This is a genomic window from Pontibacter actiniarum (genome assembly GCF_003585765.1).
Taxonomy (GTDB): domain Bacteria; phylum Bacteroidota; class Bacteroidia; order Cytophagales; family Hymenobacteraceae; genus Pontibacter; species Pontibacter actiniarum.
Window position 1 is genome coordinate 4,022,744 of the sequence record NZ_CP021235.1, and the last position, 25,026, is coordinate 4,047,769.

15 protein-coding genes are annotated in these 25,026 nt (G+C 50.1%); 12 read left to right on the top strand and 3 right to left on the bottom strand.

The annotated features are described in order from the left end of the window. The first annotated feature begins 35 nt into the window (after positions 1 to 35). Complete coding sequence (locus tag CA264_RS17345) at positions 36 to 1,646, top strand: Ig-like domain-containing protein (RefSeq protein WP_025608660.1); 1,611 nt, start codon at positions 36 to 38, stop codon at positions 1,644 to 1,646. A gap of 234 nt (positions 1,647 to 1,880) precedes the next feature. Here the strand turns inward: CA264_RS17345 and CA264_RS21930 are convergent, their stop codons facing one another. Beyond that, positions 1,881 to 2,357 (bottom strand): hypothetical protein, encoded by a 477-nt coding sequence (locus tag CA264_RS21930; protein WP_157593733.1) that lies wholly within the window; start codon positions 2,355 to 2,357, stop codon positions 1,881 to 1,883. A gap of 2,030 nt (positions 2,358 to 4,387) precedes the next feature. Between CA264_RS21930 and CA264_RS17350 the strand changes: the two genes are divergently transcribed. Next, positions 4,388 to 6,457: a cation:proton antiporter gene (locus tag CA264_RS17350; protein WP_025608661.1), complete on the top strand. Its 2,070-nt coding sequence runs from the start codon at positions 4,388 to 4,390 to the stop codon at positions 6,455 to 6,457. Between the two features lie 202 nt (positions 6,458 to 6,659). Further along, complete coding sequence (locus CA264_RS17355) at positions 6,660 to 7,118, top strand: hypothetical protein (protein WP_025608662.1); 459 nt, start codon at positions 6,660 to 6,662, stop codon at positions 7,116 to 7,118. A gap of 197 nt (positions 7,119 to 7,315) precedes the next feature. Here the strand turns inward: CA264_RS17355 and CA264_RS17360 are convergent, their stop codons facing one another. Then, complete coding sequence (locus tag CA264_RS17360; protein ID WP_025608663.1) at positions 7,316 to 8,452, bottom strand: hypothetical protein; 1,137 nt, start codon at positions 8,450 to 8,452, stop codon at positions 7,316 to 7,318. 231 nt (positions 8,453 to 8,683) lie between these two features. Between CA264_RS17360 and CA264_RS17365 the strand changes: the two genes are divergently transcribed. From CA264_RS17365 to CA264_RS17380, 5 genes are all read left to right on the top strand, one after another. Beyond that, the gene (locus CA264_RS17365) at positions 8,684 to 10,186 is read left to right on the top strand and encodes a glycine--tRNA ligase (RefSeq protein ID WP_025608664.1); all 1,503 of its coding nucleotides are present in this window, start codon (positions 8,684 to 8,686) and stop codon (positions 10,184 to 10,186) included. 535 nt (positions 10,187 to 10,721) lie between these two features. After that, positions 10,722 to 10,886, top strand: coding sequence for a hypothetical protein (locus tag CA264_RS21935; RefSeq protein ID WP_157593734.1), 165 nt, complete (start codon positions 10,722 to 10,724; stop codon positions 10,884 to 10,886). Between the two features lie 176 nt (positions 10,887 to 11,062). Beyond that, positions 11,063 to 13,570, top strand: coding sequence for an efflux RND transporter permease subunit (locus tag CA264_RS17370; RefSeq protein WP_025608665.1), 2,508 nt, complete (start codon positions 11,063 to 11,065; stop codon positions 13,568 to 13,570). After that, positions 13,548 to 16,901 (top strand): isoleucine--tRNA ligase, encoded by a 3,354-nt coding sequence (gene ileS / locus CA264_RS17375; RefSeq protein WP_025608666.1) that lies wholly within the window; start codon positions 13,548 to 13,550, stop codon positions 16,899 to 16,901. Before CA264_RS17370 ends, ileS begins: the two co-directional genes overlap by 23 nt. 136 nt (positions 16,902 to 17,037) lie before the next feature. Next, on the top strand, positions 17,038 to 17,661 hold the full coding sequence (locus CA264_RS17380) for a lipoprotein signal peptidase (RefSeq protein WP_025608667.1): 624 nt from the start codon (positions 17,038 to 17,040) through the stop codon (positions 17,659 to 17,661). Positions 17,662 to 18,076: 415 nt separating this feature from the next. On the opposite strand, the gene CA264_RS17385 is transcribed toward CA264_RS17380, so the two are convergent. Further along, on the bottom strand, positions 18,077 to 18,682 hold the full coding sequence (locus CA264_RS17385; protein ID WP_025608668.1) for an HAD family hydrolase: 606 nt from the start codon (positions 18,680 to 18,682) through the stop codon (positions 18,077 to 18,079). Between the two features lie 246 nt (positions 18,683 to 18,928). Between CA264_RS17385 and CA264_RS17390 the strand changes: the two genes are divergently transcribed. The 4 genes from CA264_RS17390 to rnr all read left to right on the top strand — a co-directional run bounded on the left by CA264_RS17390 (position 18,929) and on the right by rnr (position 25,024). Beyond that, positions 18,929 to 19,696, top strand: a complete 768-nt coding sequence (locus CA264_RS17390; RefSeq protein ID WP_025608669.1) for a hypothetical protein — start codon at positions 18,929 to 18,931, stop codon at positions 19,694 to 19,696. Between the two features lie 46 nt (positions 19,697 to 19,742). Next, on the top strand, positions 19,743 to 21,557 hold the full coding sequence (locus CA264_RS17395; RefSeq protein WP_025608670.1) for an ABC transporter ATP-binding protein: 1,815 nt from the start codon (positions 19,743 to 19,745) through the stop codon (positions 21,555 to 21,557). Positions 21,558 to 21,624: 67 nt separating this feature from the next. Further along, complete coding sequence (locus CA264_RS17400) at positions 21,625 to 22,392, top strand: DUF695 domain-containing protein (RefSeq protein ID WP_025608671.1); 768 nt, start codon at positions 21,625 to 21,627, stop codon at positions 22,390 to 22,392. Between the two features lie 349 nt (positions 22,393 to 22,741). Continuing rightward, positions 22,742 to 25,024 (top strand): ribonuclease R, encoded by a 2,283-nt coding sequence (gene rnr, locus CA264_RS17405; RefSeq protein ID WP_025608672.1) that lies wholly within the window; start codon positions 22,742 to 22,744, stop codon positions 25,022 to 25,024. Positions 25,025 to 25,026 lie beyond the last annotated feature (2 nt).

The following is a 25,026-nucleotide window of genomic DNA, read 5'->3' on the forward strand; positions in this document are numbered from 1 at the left end:
GAGTTTGCCTATTTTGATTTATAGACCCAAAACTCATGAAGCTATTAAAAGTACTTGTAGCAGCAGGTGTGGTGACAGGCATGGCCTCCTGCGCTACCCAAAACCCTCCACAGGGAGGGCCCAAGGACGAGACGCCCCCGACACTGGTAAGCAGCACCCCGAAAGACCAGCAGCTGAATGTGGATACACGCACGGTAAGCCTGACGTTTGATGAAGAGGTTCAGCAGAATAGCTTACAGAAAGAGCTGCTCATCACCCCGAATATCAACAACCCGTACCAGGTAAAAACAGATAAGAACACGTTGACCCTGGAGTTCGAAAAGCCTCTGATGGATAGCACGACCTATACCTTTAACTTCAGGGAGGGCATAACAGATATTACAGAGAAGAACAAAGCGCAGGGCCTGCGGCTTTCATTCAGCACCGGCACATTTATTGATTCGAGCCGGGTGAGCGGCAGCGTGGTGAGCCTGCTGAAGCAGACACCGGAGAAGGATGCAATCGTAGCGCTTTACCAGGCAGGCGATACGCTGAGCATCCGAAAGAACAGACCCTACTACCTGGCCAATACAGACGCACAGGGAAACTTTACGCTGCAAAACGTGAAGGAAGGAAGCTACCGCATGTACGCACTGGTAGATAAGAACAACAACACCTACTATGACACAGAGGAGGAAAGAATAGCCTACCTGACGGAACCAATTACCATTACGCCCACAACAGATTCTGTAAGGCTGCAAACGGTTCGGATCGATACAAAGAAGCCCATACTACTGGCACGGGAAAAGTATACAGATCGGTTTGTGGCAAATTACAACGAGGGAGTGCAGCAGGTAAGAGCTACAGATCTTGCTACACAAGACACCCTAACGACAAAGGTAGGCACGGACGGAAAGGTCGCATCCTTGTTTAAAACGCCTGGCTTCAGCGGAGGCAAAGCCATCCTTACGGCTGTGGATTCCTCAGGGAATATAGCGGTAGACACTCTTGTGATCGCGTTTGAAGGGAAAAGATCACAGCGTGTAAAGGGCGCGCAACTGAAGGTTATCAACACGGGGCAGAACGGAGGATACCGAATAGGGCAGGAGGTAATGCTGGAGCTACAGACACCTATAAGGATAACAGGCAATGCACCGCTAAAGCTAATGGCCGACACAACCGTAGTACAGGAGCTGCGCTATCCTGAACAGGTAAGCCTCGACAGAACAAACACAGAGCTCCGCTTTAATCTACCGAACATAAACAACCGCATAAAACAGGTAACGGTGGTGCTGGACAGCACGGCAATTCAGCCGCTGGAGGGCGAGCCTCTCTCCTTTCCACAACTGCAGTTAAGCGTGGCAGAAGGCCGCGGCACCGGAAGCCTGAGCGGCAAGATTAACACGGAATACAAGTCGTACACACTGCAGCTCCTAAACAGCGAGTACAAAGTTATAGAGCAGCAACCGGGGAAAAGCACATTCAAGTTTAGAAATGTGGCGCCGGGTAACTATATCCTGCGGGTGCTGATAGACGAAAACAACAATGGCAAATGGGAGAAGGCGGATCCAGAGTTTAAGCAGAAGCCGGAGCCAGTATACATTTATCCTAGCCCAGTAGAAGTGCGTGCGAACTGGGAAATAGAAGACCTGAACCTGGAATTCTAAACCAAAAGAGCAACTAGTAACACAAGGAAAAGGAGGCACCAGTCTGCCTCCTTTTTTTATTTAGTACCTGTGCATAACTAAACAAGAAAGCCCCAAGAAGTGATTAAATGGAAGAAAAAGGAGGAGAAGGTTTAGAAGCAAAGAGGAACAAATCCACAAAGTAAAAGAATCAAAAGGTGTATTAGCTTAAGTAAGACATGACGAGGAACAAGGCGAAAAGAACTTGTGGAAAGCTCAACCGATAAGAGCAGAAATGCTGGTGGAAAACCAACTACAAAAGAGCAGAGGATAAAAGAAAGGAATAAAAATCTCCATACACGACAGCAGCAAAAAGGCACGTATCGTAGCTGAAGATAGCCAAAGCGACAGCACAGAAAACCGACAAATAGAGAAACAAAAAGCTGCTGAAAAATTCGACAGGAAAAGATCAGAAAGGCAAAAGCGCATAAGAGCGGCACCGGCAGTACAAGAGAAAAAGATCAGCAAAAAAAGTAAACAACTCCCCAAAAAAGCGGCGCTCCGGTTAGCCACGAGAAAGCCAAGCTGTGTCTGCAAAAATAAGTTGAAGACAGAATCGTATAAAGGCCAGTCGCAAGAAAGCCAGAAAGCTATCAGCGAGCTTACCGGATCTACAGGAAAACGCCTCATCTCCTTGAGCCAACCTAAAGGCCTCTCAAAAACATTTTTCTCGCGGCAAAGCTCTTGGCTCACCTAAGGCGGCATTTACTTCCTTCTGCAGATGTTTCCTTTCCGAAGGCTTCTCCCCTGTACCGGAGCCCTTACAAACTGCTCCCGCAGCGCCATAAAGACGGCCAAACTGTCGGCCACCTAGGATAGTTTCTCCACAAGTTCAAAAAGCCAGAACAGCTACTGTGACTTGCCGGCATGGCTAGCCGGCAGGAGCACCTGTAGGGAAAGTCGCTGCAGTGAAGAAAATGCCTCGGCCAAGTCTCGGGCTGATCTTTTTTTGCCACGGCTGAGAGCGACTTATTGATGGTGGCGGCAAGAAACTAAGCGTCAAGTCCGGGTAACTACACGCTGCAGGCGCAACCTTAGTTTAGCAAATACCCGCTCAAAGACTCCCTGCCGCCGTCACTCCTGAGCCGGGCGTACACTGTCTGCCAAGGGCCGAACTTCTCGGCAAGACTCACCAGGAACTACCAGAACAAAGGATTTAGAAGATGCTGTTGAGCACCTACCTATCTTTCCGGCTGGGCCTGCCTTTTCCGTCTTCCCTGATCATTGGCTGCAGCAACTCAACATCAACCAGCTCCCAATGCCGTTGCCTTAGCACCTACCTGCCGTAACACATCTGCTACCTTACTTCCCCATGTTACAACCACAGCATACTTAATAAACCTCCGCTCTTCGGACACAGCCTAGAATCATCAAAAGCTGGAAAACATAGCAGACTAAGCAAGCAACAAGACCTGTGCCGCCAGTAAGAGAAGTTAGCCTCTACCCTTCATAAAATATTGGCTCCGCCACAAACTTCAGCAAACGCAGCAGCAGAAATTTCTGAACCCAAACTGGAAAACTCCCGAAGTAGCTTCGCTCGCCAGGCCGGCTCTACCTGTGCAGCGAAAAGGGCTGCAGACAAAAGTCAATAAGTATGGCTACTGCTTTCGAACGTGTATGGCAACGAGAAAGCAGCTGCACAGAAAATCAAAAAGGATGATGATCTCAAGATCCGTGGGAAGGACAGAAAATCGAAACAGCAGTGGCCGCAAATTCAGCCTTACTCCTGTCGTTAGTCGACCACAGCACTTCACCAGTCAGATTTCATACTTCAGTTACCGCTATAAACGGCGCTTCAGCCACACCATAATTCTAACACTTAGATGAAGGCACAGACAAAATCAGCATCAAATCCATTTAACATAAAAGTTTAACACGAAAGGAAAAGTACTGAGCCAGCACAAGCTTCAGAACCTGCCGCCGCCACACACGCTGAACGGGAAACACAGGAAAAAGAAGTCGAATGAGAGACAAAGCGTTTCCTTTGAGAGGAGCAGTGCTAACAAAAACTGTAGGCGCGGCTGAAAGAAAATTCAAACACAGGACCAGCGCCACCCTCTCTTAGCTGGCCAACTGCACATGTAAAATGGAGGGCGGAGGTAACAGTAACCTTTTACCGGTATACATGTGTAATAGGAGAGAAGGGCAAAAAAGAAGCAGATCTGAGTCGGTAAAACAACCGCCGGGTAAAGTTTTTTGATAATCCACAAAGCTGTGGTTAACTGTGTGGAAAAGGGTGGGTAACAATCAGGATAACTTACACACCCATAAATTACACACCGAAAAAGGACTTACACAGAGGGTAAAAAGTGGATACCGGTGTATAATTTCCCCTACACAAAGCTGTTTTCCACGTTCTTGTGTTCTGTGTATAAAGAAATACACATAAAAGGGCAAAAAGTGGAAAAGATGGCTAAGAAGCTGAGACAAAAAGAAATGATATGCACAGTCAGCAACAGGATGTGGTGAAAAACTATCCGGGAGTAAACAAGTTATAAGCACTACACAAACCTGCGTAAAGTTTTCAACTTATGAACAGCCCTAGAAACAAAAGAAGAATCTCTTTAAAAAATTAAGCTAAAAAAATTATTAGGTATCGAAATGTGTGGAAAGGTGCGTAAAGGGGCTTGTGAAATGGAATCCCGCACTTACACAAGAAGGGTATACAAAAAGAAAATCTATATCTTTAAGCTGAAGAAAGCAGAACACAAGAAAAAAGAAGCATGCTGAATAAGGTACATTTATCGCTTCCGCTGGAGGAGCCGGTGGTAATTTTTACGCTGGTGCTTCTGATCATACTGGTGGTGCCAATCATTCTGGGGCGGTTCCGAATCCCGGGCATAGTCGGGCTGATCGTGGCCGGGGTAATCCTGGGCCCAAACGGGTTCCATATACTATCGCGTGATGCAAGTATAGAGCTGTTCGGAACAGTGGGCCTGCTCTACATCATGTTCCAGGCAGGCCTTGAGATTGACATGATCGATTTCAAGAAGTACAAGGTCCGAAGTTTGGTGTTCGGAACGCTCACGTTTATGATCCCGATGGTAATCGGAACGCTGACGTTCCTGTACCTCCACGGCTATGACATAAAACCAGCTATACTACTGGCCAGCATGTTCGCCCCGCACACCCTCCTGGCGTACCCCATCATTAGCAGGCTGGGCCTGAGCAAAAACGAAGCGGTAACACTAACCATAGGAGGTACGCTTATAACAGACACCGCTGTGCTGTTCGTGCTGGCGGTCATCATTAACTCCACGCACGGCAGTACAAGTGTAGGATTCTGGGTGTGGATGGTGGCCCAGATGGCTATATTCGTGGCCGTGGTACTGTGGCTGTTCCCGAAGATCGCCAAGTACATGTTCAAGCAACTGGAGAGCGAGAAAGGGGCCCAGTATATATTTGTACTGACGGTGGTGTTTGCGGCAGCGTTCCTCTCGGAGGTGGCAGGAATGGAGGCGATCATCGGAGCCTTCCTGGCAGGGCTGGCCCTAAACCCGCTGATCCCGCACGCCTCGGCGTTGATGAACAGGGTCGAGTTCGTAGGCAACAACATCTTCATCCCCTTCTTCCTGATCAGCACCGGCATGCTGGTGGATCTCAAAGTGCTGTTTACCGACACCAATGCTATTCTCATAGCCGTCACTATTATTATACTGGCTCCGTTGGCAAAGTATGCGGCGGCCTATGTTACGCAAAAGCTGTTTAAGTTTAGCGTACTGCAGCGGAACCTGATCTTCGGGTTGAGCAGCGCCCACGCGGCGGCAACGCTGGCGGTAGTGCTGGCGGGCTTTGATATTGGGTTGTTGGGAGAGAGTGCGCTGAACGGAGCGGTTGTGCTGATCCTGGTGTCAAGTATGGTGAGCTCCTTCTCGACGGAGAAAGTGGGGCGGAAGCTGGCCATTCTGGAAAGCAGGAGAAAGCCGGACATCAGCGAGAAGCCGGACAGGATACTGGTGCCTATCGGTAACCCACAGACGATAGAAAGCCTGATCGACCTGTCGGTGATGCTGAAGAACCCCAGCCACAGAGAGCCTATCTATCCGCTGGCAGTGGTGATAGACAACGAACACGCCGAAGAGGAAATCTACAAGAAGAATAAGATGCTGCAGGAGGCGATAAAGCATGCCTCCGCATCGGACAACGATGTGAACCTGGTGAGTAAGATCGATGTGAATGTATCCAGCGGTATACTGCGCGCCATAAAGGAGCTGATGATTACGGAAGTGGTGCTGGGCTGGAACGCGAAGATCACCACACGAGACCGCATCTTCGGGACTGTGCTGGATAACCTGCTGGACAATACAGAGCAAATGATCCTGGTGTGCAAGATCATCCAACCACTGAACACCACGGGCCGGTTGATAGTGGTGGTGCCAACAAACGCCGAGCTGGAGAGAGGCTTTATGCGCTGGATCAGGAGCGTGAAGCTACTGTCGACACAGCTGGGGGCGCCCATTGTGTTCCGTGGCCGCAGGCGTACGCTAAACAAGCTTAAAAGCGTGATCGCTGACTCAAAGCCAACGGTAGAGGCAGAGTACGCCCCCTACAACAACCTGAACGAGTTCGCCACCACCAAATCTGACCTGCAGAACGATGATATGGTGATTGTGATATCGGCCCGAAAACGAACCGTTTCCTATAACAGCAACATGGACTATGTGCCGCGCGTGCTATCGAGAAACTATAAAAACAACAGCTTTATCGTAATCTATCCGGAGCAGTACCCGGTGTACCAGAACGTACCGATCAAACCGGCTTCTTATTCGGGCAACGAGGGGGAGGATGTATAAAGCCCCACGCTGTTGCAGGGAAAGGTTCCGGTGAGAAAGTTCAGGCAAGTAAAGGCGAGCGCGGTTAAGACGAGAAAGCACTGGCACAAAGGCAGAAAAAGAAGCTAAAAGAGCAGGAGGAAAGCGAAGAAACTGAATAAAAAGTTAAACCTAAGAAAAGGGAATTCGCGTATCTTTGCACATAAAAACCACAAGATAGATCATGATCAACAAAGACATCAGGTTAGGCAAGGGGCTTGGCAAGATCAAGTTTGGCCTGACAATGGACGAAGTAGAAGAATTGTTAGGAGAACCTGAAGAAGTAGAGGAATCTGATGAGGAGGACGAGTTTGAGCATCAGGCCTGGAACTACTGGGAAGAAGGCTACTCGCTATACTTCGATAAAGAGGACGACTACCGCCTGAGCTGCATCGAAACAGCCAACCGTGAGGTTCAGATTTGGGGAGAGCGTGTGTTTGAAATGAGCAGAGAGCAGGTTCTGCAGCTCTTCGCCGACAACAACATCACCAACCCGGAAGAGGAAGAGGCTGAGACAGGCGAGACCCGCATTTCTTTTGAAAAGGAAATGATCGACCTGTACTTCGACGAAGACCAGCTGATTGCGATCAACTTCGGTGTGTTCATCAACGATGACCTGGAAGTTGTTTGGCCAGAGAAATAAGCAAGAAAGCATTTATAAAAGAGAAGCCCCGGCCTATACATAGGCCGGGGCTTTTTTGTGTACGCTCGCCAAAGAACGCCTTGTGAGCAACAGAACCAAAGGTTGCTGCATCTGCTGTGTAAGCGGGATACAGGTCTGATAAAAGCAAAAAAGCCCGGCACAGGTGCCGGGCTTTGGAAAATTAAAGGAAGGGGATCTTACTTAAAGAAGAAGTTCATTAGCTCTTCCTGGATAACCGGGTTGATGGACACGGCAAGAATAATTGAAATCACCAGGCCGATGGTAACCGACAGAACGTCTTTTCCGATCAGGTTAAAGGTTTTGGCAAACTTCACAGAAGAGTCGTGGGCACGCAGGCGCATTCCCAGTTCACGGCCGGCCAGCAAACCAACAAACACCCAGGTGGTACTCATCGGCACATTATTAACCTCTTTGAAGTAGTAAAGGATGATGGAGTACACTAGGTCAATGATCGTTGCGCTGCGTACATCGCGTACTTCAGATTTCTCGTTGATGATGTTCTGGATCTTCTCTCCGCGTCGGTAGAACATGAAGCCAAGCCCTATGAAGATAAAGCCGGCAAAAGCAGCGAACTCCCACACACCGAGCTGGCGAGGCAGGTAAACCGCCACGTTGGCCAAGTCCTGCGCAAGCCAGGTATGCCACAAGAAGCCGCTGATTACCCATTGCGCCACAATCCAGGAGCCGTGTGCCTTACCTTTAACAAAGCGCTTGATAAGCTTAGACAAGGCCAGATAGATGATAAAGGCAGCTATAAACGCGGCCACGTAACCCATCAAACTCTTACTAACCATACTTACGATTGCGCCGGAGCTAACCGTAAACACGCTCAGGAGCATGAAGGTAGTGGATACCGGAATACGGAAGCGGGTTAACAGCAGCAGCACGATTGGCGCGGCCAACTGCAGGTACACAAAGTTGTCTATCGTTTGGTCGAAGCCTTTGGAGGACAAGCGTTGGTAGGTAACATCGCCATCGAAGGCATACCAGCTGTAGAAAACGGTGCCCAGGAAAATAGAGCCCATAAAGAGCCACTGCCAGTACCATTTCTTATCCTCGTTGGATACGATAAAAGTACCTATCGTCTGAATACTGTCGTTAGCGATGGCAGAGTAGCCTGCAAAGGCAAAGCCCACCCACATGGCAATGGAAGCGTAGGGATACACTAAGCCGGCAAGAATGAGCGAGAAGGCAATAAAATAGAGGAAGTTCTTTTCCTTGCGAATGTAGATGTCAACCTGCTTGTACCGTTTCCGGAACTTGTACGGCTGGATAGGGGCTACATTTTTTTTGGCTTTTTTAACTTTGCCCATTATAAAAGGATTGGTAATAAATTAAAAAACGGCGCAAGTTACTTTAAAAAAAGCAGGGGCTGGGTAAGGCAGTGTTAAGAAATTGTTAACAGACGTAACACAGGGCGGCAAAGTTACCGCAGGCCCCTAAAAAGCCTGATTTCAAACTTTGTAGGGCGGCAGAGGCGACAGGAAACGAAAATCACTATCTTTACTTTGGCAAACACATCAGCTAAAACGTAACTTTGCGCTATGGCGACACAAGAAAAAACACCTGTAGAAAACGCACAACTGAAAGATATCATCTCGCACGCGAAGGAGTATGGCTTCATATTCCCGTCCAGCGAGATCTACGACGGTCTGCAAGCCGTGTATGATTACGGGCAGATGGGCGTAGAACTGAAGAATAACATCAAGAACCTGTGGTGGAAAAGTATGACGCAGCTGAACCAGAATGTAGTTGGTTTAGATGCAGCCATCTTTATGCACCCACTGGTTTGGAAGGCATCAGGCCACGTGGATAGCTTCAACGATCCGATGATCGATAACAAAGACTCCAAGAAGCGTTACCGTGCCGATGTACTGATAGAGGAAAAAGCCGCGCAGTACGAGAAAGAGGGAGATGTAGAAAGAGCAAACGCACTGACTGCTGAAATGGGAAGGCTGTTAGAAGCTGAAGACCTGGAAGGCGTACGTGAGCTGATCATCCGTGAAGATATCAAGTGCCCGATATCCGGTACTGCCAACTGGACAGAAGTTCGCCAGTTTAACCTGATGTTCTCTACGCAAATTGGTTCTGTGGCAGAAGATTCCCAGACGATTTACCTGCGTCCGGAAACAGCCCAGGGTATTTTTGTGAACTTCCTGAACGTGCAGAAAACAGGCCGTATGAAAGTGCCTTTCGGTATTGCACAGATCGGTAAGGCCTTCCGTAACGAGATTGTGGCGCGTCAGTTCATCTTCCGTATGCGTGAGTTTGAGCAGATGGAGATGCAGTTCTTCGTGCGCCCTGGCACGGAGATGGAATGGTATGAGCAGTGGAGAGACACCCGCCGTAAGTGGCACGAAGCAATCGGCGTTCCTACGGATAAGCTGCGTTTCCACAACCACGACAAGCTGGCGCACTATGCAAACGCTGCCCTGGATATAGAGTTTGAGTTCCCATTTGGCTTTAAAGAGGTAGAAGGTATCCACTCCCGTACTGACTTTGACCTGACGCAGCACCAGGAACTGAGCCGCAAGAAAATGCAGTACTTCGACAACGACCTGAACGAGGATGGCAAGCCGTACGGTAACTATGTGCCTTACGTGATTGAGACGTCTGTAGGTGCTGACCGCCTATTCCTGATGGTGCTTTGCAGCGCTTACCAGGAAGAGGAAATTACAGAAGGAGAAAGCACCAAGCACCGTACGTTCCTGAAGCTGCACCCAGCGCTGGCTCCGGTTAAAGCCGCTATACTTCCCATCACGAAGAAGGATGGTCTACCAGAAAAAGCTACGGAGATCTTCGAAGAGCTGAAGTATGATTTCAACATCATCTACGAAGAGCGCGACAGCATCGGCAAGCGTTACACGCGCCAGGACCTGATCGGTACCCCGTTCTGTATCGCCGTAGACCATCAGACACTGGAGGATAACACTGTAACCGTTCGTGACCGTGATACACGTGAGCAGGTGCGTATGCCAATCAGTGAGCTGCATGGCTACATCAACAAAGCCGTTAGCTTCAAAAGTGTATTTGAAAAACTAGCTTAAGTATATTTATACTTAAAGCCAATATAGGAGGCAGCAGGGAATTAACCCTTGCTGCCTCTTTTTGTCTGTGGAAAACGCATCCCATACTTACAGAAGATATTCTATTTTGTAAGTGTTAAGTAATTAACTTCCAGTTAGTTGCAGAGCGTGATAATGTAGCTATTTCAACACTACTGGGTTATTAGTTCTCTTAAGTGAAAAGTATTTGCTGAAGCTCGATTTCAGTTGGACATAATAACCTTAAATAGGTTTCAAATCACCATCCTCTCTACAAATCCGAAGAGGCTCTTGTCTAACACTTGTCATTTCAGGTAACACAGTTCTTTAAGTGCAGTAGTTATGTTAAGTATTAAACAAGCACTTGTTGTTCATAAATAGCTTTAATTAGGTGCAATTTATATAGATAAGCAGGAATATTAGGTGATTTTTCCACAGGCGAGATAGCCTCATACCTTGTTGTTTTAAGCTTAAACAAAGAGTTATTGAGGCTTAACCAAACCAGAAGTCTGGCAGGAGAGGAGGTGCGTACATAAGTATGAACCAAATTCTAAACGACATGTCAGACAGTAAGAAAGACAAAGACAAGGACCCCTGCTGGAAAAATTATGAACAGGTAGGGATGAAGGAGAAGGATGGAAAGCAGGTACCGAATTGCGTTCCTAAAAACAACTCCAGCAGCAGTTCCAAGAAGAAAAGCTAAGTCAACAGCTATACAATTTGCACAGAAACAGCCCTGCCAAAAGCGGGGCTATTTTGTTTTTAATCAGCTTACACCGGTTTGCCTGGTTTTCTCTCTGCCCGGTCTATGTTTAACGGTTGATGCTCTGTAGGGTGCGCAAAAATTCCGTACCTTTGCCGAATTGTTGTAGCCGGACCATGTGGAATAAGATTGCCATTTTTATTATCAAGAATAGGCTAAGGCTGATGTTGGTCTTAGCCGTGCTTACTGCGTTTATGGGGTACCATGCCCGCAACGTAGAAATGTCGTACGATTTTGCCAATGTGGTGAGTCCGGACGACCCCGACATGCAGTACTTCAGCCGCTTTAAGCAAACTTTTGGCGAAGACGGAAATGTGCTGGTAGTGGGGATGCAGGATAAGAGCATCTATCAGCTGGAGAAGTTTAAGCAACTGCAGGAGCTAACACAGCAGGTGAGCAAGGTAGAAGGCGTAAAGGGAGTAATTGCCCTGCCAAGCCTGGTGCAGGTCGTAAAAGACACGGCCGAGCGCAAGTTTACCACGCAGAACATTTTTGCCCCTTTTCCGCAAACCCAGCCCCGGCTCGATAGCCTGCTGCAGGTAGTGGAAAACCAGAATTTCTACAACGGGCAAATCATCAACCAAAAAACAGGAGCCACGCTGCTGGCCATCACCGTAGATCCGGCCTACCTCAACTCTGCCCGTCGTGTAGAGGTGATGGATAATATAGCTGCGCTGACAGAGCAGTTCACAAAAGACACAAAAATACAGCTGCACTACGCTGGTCTGCCCTACGTGCGTGCTGTCATGACGACCAAAGTAGCATCTGAAATGAAGCTGTTCCTGGTGCTGGCCCTGCTCGTAACAGCTGTTACACTCTTCATCTTCTTCCGCTCGTTTTATGCGGTGCTTATCCCGATGCTGGTCATCAGTGTGGTGGTGGTATGGGTGATGGGCACCATTTCGCTGTTCGGCTATAAAATATCGCTGCTCACCGGTCTAATACCTTCTATCATCGTGGTCATCGGCATCCCGAACACCACCTACCTACTGGCCCGCTACCACTTCGACTACCGCCGCCACGGTAATAAGGTGCTGGCGCTAACAAGGGTAATAAGCAAAATCGGTCTGGTAAATCTGGTGAACAATGCTACCACGGCCATTGGCTTTATCGTGTTTACCTTTACGCATATCGCTATACTGTATGAGTTTGGTGTGGTGGCAGGTATCAACATCTTTGTCACCTTTATTATAAGTATGATTCTGGTGCCGGCGCTGTTTTCTTATTTGCCGCCGCCAACCGAGCGCCAGCTGCGCCACCTCGATGCGAAGCCGCTGAACAAGCTGCTGGAGTTCTTCGATTTTATCGTGCACCGCAAGCGTCCGCTGGTCTACTTCTTTCTCACACTTATACTTGGCCTCTCCTTTTGGGGCATCTATAAAGTGAAAACGGTCTCTTACATGGTGGACGACCTGCCGGAGGAAAGCAGTGTGAATGCCGACCTTGCCTTTTTTGAGCAGCACTTTAACGGGGTGATGCCGCTGGAGATTATCGTGGACACAGGAAACAAGCAAGGCGTGATGCGTTTGCCGAACCTGCGCAAGCTGGCCGAGCTGGAAGGCTTCCTGCACACACAGCCTATACTTTCGGCACCTATCTCTGTGGCTGGTTTGGTGAAGACAGCAACACAGGCTTTTTACGAAGGCGACCCTAGCTCTTACCGTCTGCCAGACAATACGGAGCGTAACTTCATCTTCAGTTACCTAGCCAAGCAGAACGATGGCGCGAACCAGAAACTGCTGCGCGCCTTTGTAGACAGCACCGGCCAGAGCGCCCGCATCTCCCTAAAAGTGGCAGATGTAGGTTCCCGCCAGCTCGACACGCTCATCAACAAAAGAATTAAGCCACAGCTTCGCGAAATTTATGGTGGCGAAGGCGTGACCGTAGCAGACGAAGGAAATACGATGCGCTTTACCCGCGACGATAGCGGTGCCGAAACAACCGTAAACCTGACGGGCACCACACTGTTGTTCATCAAAGGAAATCAGTACCTCATCAACAACCTGCGCTCTAGTTTGCTATTGGCTTTCGTGTTGGTAACTTTTGTGATCGCGCTGTTGTTTAAGTCTGTCAGGGTAGTCGTAATATCGCTGATACCGAACATGATACCGCTGATTATAGCTGGTGGGTTGATGGGGCTTTTCAACATACCGCTGAAGCCAAGTACAGCGTTAATTTTTAGTATAGCACTGGGCATTGCGATAGATGATTCGATCCACTTCCTGGCCAAGTATAGATCGGAGTTGCACGCCAACGGCTTTAACGTGAGCAAGGCCATCACGAGCAGTTTGATAGAGGCAGGCACAAGTATGATTTATACTTCGCTGATACTGTTCTTTGGTTTCGTTATCTTCGCCTTTTCGGAGTTTGGCGGCACCAAGGCGCTGGGCATATTGATGTCGGTAAGCCTGCTGATTGCTTTGTTTACAAACCTGATTATCTTGCCTACGTTGTTGATGAGTTTTGACAGCGGCAAGTACATACATGAACCGGATGCCCTGATTGAGGGCTACGAAGAATATTACGACGAAGACAGCGACGCTGAGCTAGACTTGGCACAGCTTCGTTTGAAATTAGATCAAGAGGAACAAGAACCAGAAAATGGTAAAGTACAACGAGTATAAAAACCTAAACTACGCCAAAGTAGGCGAAGATGTACTGGAGTTCTGGAAGAAGAACAACATCTTCGAGAAATCGGTGGCTACCCGCGAGGGCAACGCCCCGTTCGTGTTTTACGAAGGACCGCCTTCAGCAAACGGTAAGCCGGGCATTCACCACGTGATGGCCCGTGCCGTGAAAGATATTTTCTGCCGCTATAAGACCCTAAAAGGATTCCAGGTAAACCGTAAAGGTGGTTGGGATACACACGGCCTTCCAATTGAGCTGCAGGTAGAGAAAGAGCTGGGCATTACGAAAGAGGATATCGGCAAAACCATTTCGGTAGAGGAGTATAACCAGCGCTGCCGCGAAACGGTAATGCGTTTCAAAAACCAGTGGGACACGCTGACCGAGCAGATGGGCTACTGGGTAGACCTGAACAACCCGTATATCACCTTCGAGAACGAGTATATCGAATCTTGCTGGGCGTTGCTGCGTAGGCTGTACGACAAAGGCTACCTATACAAAGGTTATACCATCCAGCCTTTCTCTCCGGCAGCCGGCACCGGCCTTAGCTCACACGAGCTAAACCAGCCAGGCTGCTACAAAATGGTGAAGGATACGACCATCGTGGCGCAGTTCGAGGTGAAGAAGATCACCCGCAATATGTTCCTGTTCGAGAACGAGGACGAGAAAGTATACTTCCTTGCCTGGACGACTACGCCTTGGACGCTGCCTGCCAATACAGGTCTAGCCGTAGGCAAAGGCATCAAGTATGTGAAGGTAAAATCTTTCAACCCATATACCTATGAGCCAATCTCGGTGGTATTGGGTAAAGATCTTGTAGGCCGCTACTTCAACCCGAAAGCTGCTGACCTGGCACTGGAGGATTTTAAGCCGGGCGACAAACTGATTCCTTTCAAGGTAGTGGAAGAGTTTACGGGAGCTGATCTGAACGGTGTGGAATACCACCAGTTGTTGCCATACGTGCAGCCAGAGAAGCCAGCTTTCCGCGTAGTGATCGGTGATTTCGTAACGACAGAAGATGGTACCGGTATTGTGCATATCTCGCCAACCTTTGGTGCAGACGATGCCCGTGTAGCGGCCCAGAATGATATTCCGTCGCTGCTGGTGCTGGATGAGAACGGCAAGCTGGGCCCGATCGTGGACAGGCAAGGCCGCTTCGTGAAAGAGATCACAGACTTTGCCGGCATGTACGTGAAGAACTACAACGGTGAAGACGAGAATGGGGTAGACTATAAGCCAACAGATGTTAAGATTGCCATCAAGCTGAAAGAAGAAGGCAAGGCGTTTAAGGTGGAGAAGTACGAGCACACCTATCCGCATTGCTGGAGAACAGACAAGCCAGTGCTATACTACCCACTGGATAGCTGGTTCATCAAAACCACGGCTGTTAAGGACAGGCTGATTGAGCTGAACAAAACCATCAACTGGAAACCAGAGTCTACGGGTACAGGCCGTTTCGGTAACTGGCTTGAGAACCTGGTGGACTGGAACCTGTCGCGCTCGCGCTACTGGGGTACGCCGCTACCAATCTGGAGAACAGAAGACGGAGAGGAGGAAATCTGCATCGGCTCTATTGCAGAACTGAACGAAGAGATCGCTAAAGCTGTGCAAGCTGGCGTGATGGATGCTAATGTGGAGGTGAAAGACCTGCACCGCCCGTATGTGGACAACATTATATTGTTGAGCAAGTCCGGTAAGGCAATGTACAGAGAACCAGACCTTATCGACGTTTGGTTCGATTCTGGTGCGATGCCTTATGCACAGTGGCACTACCCAATCGAGAACAAGGAAATCTTCGAAAAGAACTTCCCTGCGGACTTTATTGCCGAGGGTGTAGACCAGACACGTGGCTGGTTCTTTACCCTGCATGCGCTGGCTGTAATGCTGGAGGATAGCGTTGCGTACAAGAACGTAATCGCGAACGGCCTGGTGCTGGACAAGAACGGCAACAAGATGAGTAAGCGCCTAGGCAATGCCATTGATCCGTTCGAGATGATCGGCCAGTATGGTCCGGATGCTGTGCGTTGGTACATGATCGCGAATGCGCCGCCTTGGGATAACCTGAAGTTTAACCCAGATGGCGTGGTAGAAACGCAGCGTCGATTCTTCGGTACACTGCAGAACACCTACTCGTTCTTCGCGCTCTATGCCAACCTCGATAACTTTACCTATGCAGAGGCTGATGTGCCGTTGGCGCAGCGTACGGAGTCGGATCGCTGGATCATCTCCAAGCTGAACACGCTGGTGCAGGATGTAGATAGCTACTATGCTGACTACGACCCAACGCGTGCTGCACGAGCCATCCAGGATTTCGTGGTAGACGACTTGAGTAATTGGTACGTGCGCCTGAACCGTAAGCGTTTCTGGAAAGGCGAGTACAACACCGATAAAATGGCCGCTTACCAGACGCTTTATACTTGCCTGGAAACAGTGGCTAAACTAGCTTCTCCGGTGGCTCCGTTCTACGCAGAGCAGTTGTTCCTGGATCTGAACAGCGTAAGCGGCAGGAACGAGGTAGAGTCGGTACACCTGGCCCTTTACCCAGAAGTTGCGGAAGGTGCTATCGATATGGATCTGGAAGAGCGTATGCAACTGGCACAAACAGTATCTTCTCTGGTGCACTCGCTGCGCAAGAAAGAGATGATCAAGGTGCGTCAGCCACTACAGCGCATCCTGATTCCGGTACTCAACAATAGAATGCGTGCTCAGATTGATGCTGTAGCCGACCTAATCCTGAGCGAGGTGAATGTGAAGACGATCGAGTTCATCGATGATACGTCGGGCGTATTAGTGAAGAAGATCAAGCCTAACTTTAAAAAGCTGGGCCAGGTATTCGGACCGAAGATGAAGTTGGTAGCCGCCGCCGTACAGCGCATGGACCAGAACGACATCGCCACGCTGGAGCGTGAAGGTGGTTTTGAGGTGATGCTGAACGACGAGGAAACTGCCGTTCTGACGCCGGACGATGTGGAGATTTCTTCTGAGGATATCCCGGGCTGGTTGGTTGCCAGCGAAGGCAAGTTGACAGTAGCGCTGGATATCACGCTGACAGAGGAACTGAAGCAGGAAGGTATTGCCCGCGATCTTGTAAACCGTATCCAGAATCTGCGCAAGGACACAAACCTGGAGGTGCAGGACAAGATTCATATCCTGTTACAGCGCAGTATGCCGGAAGTAACAGCGGCCATCGAGAACTACAGCGACTATATCTGTGCCGAAACGCAGGCTTTATCGCTGGATACAGTCGAAAACCTGGAGAGCGCTACGCTGCTGGATATTGACGAGTATAAAGTATACATTCAGATACAGACGGAGAAAGCATCCGTATAAATAAGAAGCACCCGTACACGTTGCGGGTGCTTTTATACTTTAAGAAGTATATTGCAGCAGCTTTTGAGTTCATACTAGCGTCTAAAATCTAAGGTCTAGTATCTAAAGTCTGTAAAGAGCTGCTTAACCAACAGATATGAAATACCTGAAATATTACCTGGCTGCACTAGCCGTAATCCTGGTGGATCAGGCTGTGAAGCTGATCGTGCACTACAACATGGAGATGGGCATGCCCGGCGAGATCCATTTAATAGGCGATTGGCTGAAGCTGCACTATACCCTTAACCCAGGTATGGCCTTTGGTGTGGAGTTAGGCTCAGACTATGGCAAACTGATCCTGACGCTGTTCCGCCTGGTGGCTATGTTCGGTATCGGGTATTACCTCTATTACCTGGCCAGCCACAAAGCTCCGAAAGGCCTTATCTGGTGCATAGCGCTTATACTTGGCGGGGCTATCGGTAACCTGGTAGATAGCACCTTCTATGGTGTTTGGTTTGATAACGCACCTTATGGCTCCTCTACACCTTGGTTTCACGGGCAGGTAGTGGATATGTTTTATGTAGACATCTGGGAAGGCATCGTTCCAAACTGGGTGCCTATACTTGGCGGCAAGCCAATGTCGCTGTGGCCAATCTTTAACGTAGCCGACTCGGCCATTTTTATAGGTGTTTTGCTGATTCTGTTCAACCAGAAGCGCTTTTTCGGAGAGCATCCAGAGCCAGCACATCAATCACGAATGGAAAGAGAAAAAGGTATCTAAGTACATACAAGTGTAAAGAAGTATAAAACAAGAGCGGCTGCCCTATCAAAGGCAGCCGCTCTTGTTTTAAGGCCTCGCGGTACTCTAAGGTCCGCGAGCGTCTGGGGCTACAGGGCAATAAGTGAATAAGTGAATTTGAATAACTGAATTAGAAATAAGTGAGAGTTTATACTTGGTTTTCCTACTTCTAATGCGGCTCATCTTTTACCTATTGCTTCTGCTTGTCATCCTGTAAGGATCTTGTGGGCAAGCCGCCAAGGCTATCGTGCTCCAGTAAGATCTTTCCAAGATGGCAATAGGGGATAGTGCAAGTATAAAAATCGTCAGCCAATCATATAGAATTCACTCAATCACTCATCCACTCATTCAAAATTAATACAGGTGCACACTCCCGGGTCTTCTGCTTTTGCGGAGCTTACAAAATGCTCTTCTCCTCCAGCGCCTTTCGCAATTTTTCCGGCGAAGTAAAGTGAACCGACGCTATTCCCAGCTTCTCGGCTGCTTTCACGTTGCGCAGGTTGTCATCAATAAAAATGGCCTCAGACGGATGCACATCGTAGCGCTTTAGCAGCGTGTGGTAAAAAGAGTCGAATGGCTTGCGGTCTTTCTCGGTACCGGAAACCACCACGCCGTCAAACCAGTTCAGGAAGTCAAAGCGCTCCACAGCAATCGGCCAGGTCTCTGCCGACCAGTTGGTAAGGGCATAAATATTATACTTGCCGCTTTCCTTCAGCTCTTTAAAAATCTCAACAGTACCCTCAACGGCACCTCCCAGCATTTCTTCCCAGCGGCCATAAAACGCCTTAATGTTCTCTTCCTGCTCCGGGTACTGCGCCACAAGTATGTCTGTCGCCTCCTGTAAAGAGCGTCCGCCGTCCTGCTCCTCGTTCCATTCAGGCGTGCAGATGTTCTCCAGGAAGTATAGCATCTCAGCCTCTTCCTTGAAAATTTTACGATACAGGTAGTGCGGGTTCCAGTCGATCAGGACGGCGCCAAGATCGAAAATGATAGTTTTAGTCATGTGTGTGATGTTTACGCTACTTTGAATGCTGAATAATTAACTAACTGTTGCGACATCAAAAGGTTAGTTCCAGACCTTAAGCGTGAAGCATGGGAGTGCATGGTTAGTTTAAATGGCAAAGCTATACAGCGAGCTGTTACAAGCATAGGTTCTTATAAAACTAAGTGCCTGTAATTAGCAGGTATACACGTTTATTTAGATATATTTAATGCTTTTTTGCTGTAAAAACTTTCAACTTGTCTGATAATGAAATTAACCAAACTGATAGCCGTCGCCATGTCTGTGAGCCTCTACTCGTGCAGCTGCGATGATGTGGACCTGGGTAAGCTGGAGTTTACCAACGAGCTGACCTCTTTTTTGCCTGCTCCACCAGTGCAAGGTAAAAGCTACTACATAGCAATGGATACTATTCATCAGAAGATGAGCTATGTAAACCCCGAAGGTAGTACAACAGTGGTAATCCCTGTAAAGAAGATAAACTACAGCGGCAAGTTTGACCTTAACTCCTGCAAAGAGTACTATACAGCTGAGCAGAAAGTGTTCTTAAGCCAGGTAAACGGGCAAAACCCGGTAAGGCTTACGCTAACGTACAGGAAAGACGCGAGCACAGACCGCTTCAATAACACAATCAGCAAAGGCAGTGTGGGGGATGTGTTAGAGTTTACCGTTGGCTACACCAACACGTTTCCTGAGCCAGTAGCAAACGGTACGTCCAGCATCAGCAGCTATGAAACAGTTCGCACGTTTCTGTTCAGTAGTGCAACAACCGCTACCTTAGACCATTATACTTACAAGCAGGAGTTTTTGCCGGCCGTGGCCCTGAACAGCGTACAGCATGAAAACGTGTATCACCTATACCTTAGCTCCCCCAGCCAATACAGGCCTGAGGACCAGTTCTTCCGCGACCATTACCCGGCGCTAGACTACATAGAAGGCATTTATGTAAAAGAAGGAGCCGGAATTGTATATGCTTACAGCTTTAAAGGCAAACAGATCTCTGTTGCTGTTGAGTAGCTGCATACAAAAAGCTATTTTTACCTAAAGCCCATTTGCACTTCCTTTGAAAACCACGCCCATACTTCATGTCTCCGATTTAAGAACCGCCTTCTCCACGGACCATGGCAAGATTACAGCCGTAGATGGCATCGCCTTTGAAATATACCCGGGCGAAACAGTGGCTATAGTCGGGGAGTCCGGTTCGGGTAAGTCTGTTACGGCCCTCTCTATGCTGCGGCTGCTTGAAGCGGCAGGAAGCATAACCGGCGGGCAAGTCGTTTTCCAGTCGGAGGAGTTGGGGCAGGTAGACCTGTTGCAGCTACCCGAGAAGCAGCTGCTGCAGCTGCGCGGCAACGAGATCAGCATGGTTTTTCAGGAGCCGATGTCATCGCTGAACCCGGTTTACACCTGTGGACAACAGGTGACGGAAGTGTTGCTGCTGCATACAAGTTTATCTAAAAAACAGGCCAAGGAACACACAATAGCGCTTTTTGAGCAGGCAAAGCTGCCACGGCCGGACAAGATTTATGAGGCTTATCCACATGAGATTTCGGGCGGGCAGGTGCAGCGCGTGATGATTGCCATGGCCATGGCCTGTGAACCAAGCCTTCTGATTGCCGATGAGCCCACCACTGCCCTGGATGTGACGGTGCAGGCGCGCATGCTGCAGCTGATCGACGAGCTAAGGGTGAAGGATAATACCGCCGTGCTCTTCATCACGCATGACCTGGGTGTGGTGGCCGAGATCGCAGACCGGATTCTGGTGATGTACAAGGGCAAGATCGTGGAGCAGGGCAGCGTGCTGGAGGTCTTTAGCCAACCGCAGCACCCGTACACAAAAGGCCTGTTGGCCTGCCGGCCCACGCTTTCCGCTACACCGCAGTCCGTCCTTCCAACCGTGTCGGACTTTATGGAAGAGGATGCACAGGGCTGCGTTCTTGAAAAGCCGCTAACCATGCCGAAGGACTCGCTGCCAGGCACCGTGACCGGCAACTCTGCCACTGTTGCCGGTAAAAGCCCGAATAAGGCAGACAGGCCTTTGCTGCAGGTGGAGGATCTGAAAGTGTACTTCCCGGTTAAGAAAAGCTTTTTTGGGCGCTCCACCGCCTATGTGAAGGCGGTGGATGGCGTCAGCTTTAGCGTATGGCCCGGTGAAACCATTGGCCTGGTAGGGGAGTCGGGCTGTGGTAAAACCACGTTGGGCCGCAGCTTGCTGCACTTGATAAAGCCATCGGCGGGCAAAGTTATCTTTGGCGGGAACGACGTGGCCCTGCTAAGCCCCGCAGAGCTGCGCCAGAGCCGCCGTAACCTGCAGATGATCTTCCAGGACCCCCAGGCCTCGCTCAACCCGATGCACACGGTTGGCGAAGCTGTTATGGAGCCTATGCGTGTGCATAAACGCTACGCCAGCGATAAAGAACGGCGGGTAAAGGCAACGGAACTACTTGAAAAGGTGGGGATTACGCCGGGGCAGTTCCACTGTTATCCACATGTGCTTTCGGGGGGGCAGCAGCAGCGTGTTTGCATTGCCCGGGCACTGGCACTGCAGCCAAAGTGCCTCATCTGCGACGAGGCCGTGTCAGCATTAGACGTGTCGGTGCAGGCGCAGGTGCTCAACCTGCTCAACCAGCTCAAGCAGGAGTTTCAAATCACCTGCATCTTCATCACCCACGATCTTTCGGTGGCCCGGCACATGTCGGACCGTATCCTGGTCATGCACCAGGGGCGAATCGTAGAGCAGGGCACGCCGGAGCAACTGTTCTTTAACCCACAACAGGAGTATACTCGTACCCTTATAAATGCCATTCCCAAGGGAGAGCTGGAGGATATAGCGGCAGCACAGAAGAAGCGGGAGCAGATGAAGGCGGGGCCAGCGTAAAACCTGCCCCTTTACATAAGGTCCTGTTATTCAGTTTTAAAAGGTGCGATTAAAAACTTTATCAACTATGGATCAAACAAATTATGTATCGGATTGGGAGTTTTATTTCGGCAACGTAGATAACATGCTTGGCTCTATAGCGGTAGACCTGGGGCTAGCGAAAGTAGCTCCACTTGCTGACCAGCCGCATGTGGTGTGGGTGTCCATCAAGATAATTGATCCGCGTCCTGATGGCCTTTCTTCTATGCAGGAAACGATTGTGTTGCAACAGATAGAAGACGACCTGGAGGGGGAGCTGCATGCCAACCACAACGCCACCTATGTGGGCCGCTCCACCTCCAACGGGCACCGGAAGGTGTACTTCTACCTCGGCGACATCACCGACTATGATAAAACGATTTCGACGGTCATGCGCGGCCACTCCGGCTATACCTACAGCTTCGGGACCAAAGAGGACAAGGGCTGGAACGGGTACTTTAAAATGCTGTTTCCGGAGCCGGAGCAGTACCAGAGCATCCGGAACAGGAAAGTGATCGACAGCCTGGAGGAGCACGGCGACAACCTGAGCAGGGAAAGGGCGATCCACCACTGGATTTTCTTTAAAACGGAGGCAGACAGGCAAGCCTACGTTACCGGTGTTGAGCAGGAGGGTTTTTCGGTGGTTGCCAGCGACTACGACGAAGAGCTGGAGGCGTACCCTTTCCGCCTGCACATAAAGCACACCGACAAGGTAGACTGGACAAGTATAGACAAAACGGTGCTTCACCTCTGGCGGCTGGCCAAGCAGCACAACGGCGACTACGACGGCTGGGAAACCTCTGCCGAGACAGCGTAAAACCGCGCAGCAGGTTCATCCGAAGCAAAACACACCGCAGAGCAGAAGCCCTTGGCCCGCCCCGTGGCCGGAGATTAAAAACACTGGCGCAGCAAACGCGGGTAAGCGGAAGCAGCCGTGTAGGGCCGCAAATCAGAAGGAGTACGCACACGTGCGAAAGACACCCTCGCTCCAAATCCTGCTATAAAACCTCTTATATAGAAAATTCTCTATAAATTGAACACGAATTACACCGCACTTTAGCCAAAGAGCCCTCAGCGGCGTATAGTATCTAAACTATTAAAGCTAAAGTTTGTACATGGGTAAAGCGCCGATCGTGCAGCAGCCCCATTGACACCAAATTTTATACATGAGAAGTAAGAAAGACAAAAAAGGCGGCAGAGAGAACGAGAGCCGCAGCGAAAAAAGCCACAGCGACAGAGGTCGCTCCCGCAGAAGAGGAGGCGAATCATCCTCCAATCGCAAAGAATCGGCCAGAGAAGCCTCAGCCAGAAAAGAGCCTTCTAACCGCAAGGGCGCTCCGAAATCTGCCAAAGCCGTTGTTCTGGAAGTATTTTCAAACAGCCCTGACGCCGTGTTCACGATGCGCCAGGTTACCCGCCGCCTGGGCGTAACAGATAAAGCCGGAAGAGAGCAGGTGCAGAACCTGGTAAAAGCGCTGGTGCGCGAGAACAAACTGCTGCCTGTAGATGATGACAAGTACATGATGAACCTGAAGGTGGACATCATCACGGGCCGCGTGGACTTGGCTAACAGCAAATACGCCTATATTGTATCTGAGGAGCGCGAGGAAGACGTGCGCGTGCACACCGAGCACCTGCAGTACGCCATGGACGGCGACCTGGTGAAGGTGGAAGTGCTGCCCTCCGTGAGAGGCGGCCGCCAGGAAGGGGTAGTGGTAGAAGTGCTGCAGCGGTCTCGCTCAGAAATGGTAGGCCTGATGGAGCTGTCGAAGAACTTCGGCTTTGTTGTGCCTGACTTTAAGCGCACCTACTTTGATGTTTTCGTTGGGGAGCGCCACTTAAACGATGCCCAATCCGGCGATAAGGTGCTGGTGCGCATCATTGAGTGGCCGGATAAGCCGGGCAAGAACCCGACCGGCGAGGTAATCCGGGTGTTTGGCCCTGCCGGAGAGCATGAAGCCGAGATCCATTCCATTATGGCGGAGTTCGGCTTGCCGTTCGAGTTCCCTGAAAGCGTAGAAGAAGAGGCGGAGTCCATCTCCGACAAGATACCGGCAGGTGAGATCGCCAAGCGCCGCGACTTCCGCGACGTCACCACTTTCACCATTGACCCGGCCGATGCCAAGGACTTTGACGATGCCCTCTCTATCCAGAAGCTGGAGAACGGCAACTGGGAGATAGGGGTACACATCGCCGATGTAACGCATTATGTAACGCCTAGAAGCATTCTGGAGAAAGAGGCCTTCCACAGGGCCACGTCCGTGTACCTCGTGGACAGAACCATTCCGATGCTGCCGGAGCGCCTTTCGAACGGCCTCTGCTCCCTCAGGCCAAACGAAGAGAAGCTCACCTTCTCCGTGGTGTTTGAGCTGGACGAAAACGGCAAGCTGTACGACACCTGGTACGGCCGCACCATCATTTACTCCGACCGCCGCTTCGCCTACGAGGAGGCGCAGGAGCGCATCGAGACCGGCGAGGGCGACTTTGCCGAGGAAATCAACCTGCTGAACAACATCGCCAAAAAACTGCAGGCCAAGCGCTTTAAGAACGGTGCCATTTCCTTCGAAACAGTGGAGGTTAAGTTTAAGCTGGACGAGAACGGCAAGCCGCTGTCGGTGTATGTGAAAGAGCGCAAAGACGCCCACAAGCTAATTGAGGAGTACATGCTGCTGGCCAACAAAAAGGTAGCAGAGTTTGTGTACAACCTGAGCAAGGGCAAAAAGCGCCCGACCATGGTTTACCGTACCCACGGCAGCCCGGACCCGGACAGGCTGAGCACGTTTGCGCTGTTCGCCCGCAAGTTTGGCTATAAAGTAGATCCCGAGGGGGATATCTCAGAAGAACTGAACCACCTGACCAAGGAGATCGAGGGCAAGCCGGAGCAGAGCGTGCTGCAGAACCTGGCCATCCGCACCATGGCCAAAGCCAAGTACAGCACCGAGCCGGAAGGCCACTTCGGGCTGGCCTTCGCGCACTACTCGCACTTTACCTCGCCAATTCGCCGCTACCCGGATATGATGGCCCACCGCCTCCTGCAGCACTACCTCGACGGCGGCAAGTCTGCCGACCAGGAGGAGTACGAGGAGCGCTGCCGCCACTCCTCTGAGATGGAGAAGCGCGCCGCCGACGCCGAGCGTGCCTCTATCAAGTACAAGCAGGTGGAGTTTATGAAGGATACGATCGGAAATCAGTACAAAGGCATTGTTTCCGGTGTCACAGAATGGGGTATCTTTGTGGAGATCGAAGAGAACAAGTGCGAAGGCATGGTTCGCCTGGCCGACATCAACGACGACTATTACGAGCTGGACGCCGACAACTACCGTATCATCGGCCGCCAGACCAAGCGTATTATCTCGTTTGGCGATGAGGTGCTGGTGGAGGTGAAAAGCGCCAACATGGCCGATCGCACCATTGATCTGGACCTAATCGAGACACTAAAACAACATTAAGT

Excerpts from the sequence above, each read along its gene's own strand:
- CA264_RS17370 (WP_025608665.1), top strand. The coding sequence starts at position 11,063 with ATGTGGAATAAGATTGCCATTTTTATTATCAAGAATAGGCTAAGGCTG.
- CA264_RS17380 (WP_025608667.1), top strand. The coding sequence starts at position 17,038 with ATGAAATACCTGAAATATTACCTGGCTGCACTAGCCGTAATCCTGGTG.
- CA264_RS17400 (WP_025608671.1), top strand. The coding sequence starts at position 21,625 with ATGGATCAAACAAATTATGTATCGGATTGGGAGTTTTATTTCGGCAAC.
- CA264_RS21935 (WP_157593734.1), top strand. The coding sequence starts at position 10,722 with ATGAACCAAATTCTAAACGACATGTCAGACAGTAAGAAAGACAAAGAC.
- CA264_RS17385 (WP_025608668.1), bottom strand. The coding sequence starts at position 18,682 with ATGACTAAAACTATCATTTTCGATCTTGGCGCCGTCCTGATCGACTGG.
- CA264_RS17360 (WP_025608663.1), bottom strand. The coding sequence starts at position 8,452 with ATGGGCAAAGTTAAAAAAGCCAAAAAAAATGTAGCCCCTATCCAGCCG.
- CA264_RS17390 (WP_025608669.1), top strand. The coding sequence starts at position 18,929 with ATGAAATTAACCAAACTGATAGCCGTCGCCATGTCTGTGAGCCTCTAC.
- CA264_RS17350 (WP_025608661.1), top strand. The coding sequence starts at position 4,388 with ATGCTGAATAAGGTACATTTATCGCTTCCGCTGGAGGAGCCGGTGGTA.
- CA264_RS17365 (WP_025608664.1), top strand. The coding sequence starts at position 8,684 with ATGGCGACACAAGAAAAAACACCTGTAGAAAACGCACAACTGAAAGAT.
- CA264_RS17355 (WP_025608662.1), top strand. The coding sequence starts at position 6,660 with ATGATCAACAAAGACATCAGGTTAGGCAAGGGGCTTGGCAAGATCAAG.
- rnr (WP_025608672.1), top strand. The coding sequence starts at position 22,742 with ATGAGAAGTAAGAAAGACAAAAAAGGCGGCAGAGAGAACGAGAGCCGC.
- CA264_RS17345 (WP_025608660.1), top strand. The coding sequence starts at position 36 with ATGAAGCTATTAAAAGTACTTGTAGCAGCAGGTGTGGTGACAGGCATG.
- ileS (WP_025608666.1), top strand. The coding sequence starts at position 13,548 with ATGGTAAAGTACAACGAGTATAAAAACCTAAACTACGCCAAAGTAGGC.